The organism is Mesorhizobium sp. M7A.F.Ca.CA.002.05.1.1 (assembly GCF_003998335.1).
Lineage (GTDB): Bacteria > Pseudomonadota > Alphaproteobacteria > Rhizobiales > Rhizobiaceae > Mesorhizobium.
Window position 1 is genome coordinate 1 of sequence record NZ_RZQI01001396.1, and the last position, 949, is coordinate 949.

Annotated in this window: 2 protein-coding genes and 1 pseudogene; all 3 read right to left on the reverse strand. The window is 64.7% G+C overall.

The window, feature by feature from the left end:
- Nucleotides 1-159: pseudogene (locus tag EN939_RS35855) on the reverse strand (ATP-binding protein); the annotation flags it as partial.
- Between the two features lie 144 nt (nucleotides 160-303).
- The gene (locus tag EN939_RS35860; RefSeq protein WP_127272020.1) at nucleotides 304-663 is read right to left on the reverse strand and encodes a nitrile hydratase accessory protein; all 360 of its coding nucleotides are present in this window, start codon (nucleotides 661-663) and stop codon (nucleotides 304-306) included.
- Nucleotides 650-949: SH3-like domain-containing protein (locus EN939_RS35865; RefSeq protein ID WP_127272021.1), on the reverse strand; the 300-nt coding region annotated here is incomplete at its 5' end. The genes EN939_RS35865 and EN939_RS35860, both read right to left, overlap by 14 nt.

Genomic DNA, 949 nt, shown 5'->3' on the forward strand with positions numbered 1-949 from the left:
GAACTGCACCTGGCCGTCGACATGTTCGGCGAAATACCGCGCCAGCGTCGTCTTGCCGGTGCCGGCATAGCCGAACAGCCGGAACAGCTGCGGCTGGCCGGTCTTCAGCCATTGGGCGACCGCCTTCAGCGCGTCGTCCTGTTGGGGAGAGAATTCCATCAGCGCGAGAGACCGGATTCGCAAGGGAAAGACAAGACAGCCGCCACCATCATCGATGCGCCGGGACGCTTCAATGCCGCCGACGGGTCAGGCTATCAGGCGCAGACAAGAACGTAAAGGGAACATACAAGCTCACCCCACACCTTATCGAATCGGCTGGGGATCGTTTTCCAGCAGGATCGGCTTGCCGTGCGGCGTGGCATGCGCGGCGCGCTCCCAGGCTTCAGCCATGGCGTCGACATCCGACTTGGCGGCCAGCCCTTTGGTGGCAAGCAGGCTTTCCAGCGCGGCCAGCCAATGTTCGTAATAGTCATGGCCGTCAGCCGCGGCGCCTGGCTTCTTCACTTCGATCGACAGCGCCTGCGCCCACTCGCTCCACGAAAACAGGCCCTTGTCGTGCAACGCCACCGTCATGGCGAACGCCTCAGCCTGCCACGGCTCGGCAAACACCGGCGTATCGACGCCCGGCGGCAGCTCGGGCAGATCCGTATCACGCCGGCTCAAGATAGCTCTCCCAGGCGTCTATCGAGACGCTCAGCGTCGGGTCGGCGTCCTCGCCCCAGATTTCCGGCCCTTCGAAAACCACGGTGTAGACCCATTGCGGATTTTCGCCGTGTCCATGCGCGTTGCTGTCGGGGAACACGAAACCGTCGTGCACCGTCTCAATCACCCCCTGCTTGGCGCGCGCATAGCGCGGCAGCCGCGTGTGGCCGGTCGGGTTGAGGTTTTTGGTCCGTACGGGGTCGCCGGCCTTGAACCGCGCCGGCCGCGCCGCCGACCGGTCGCAAGG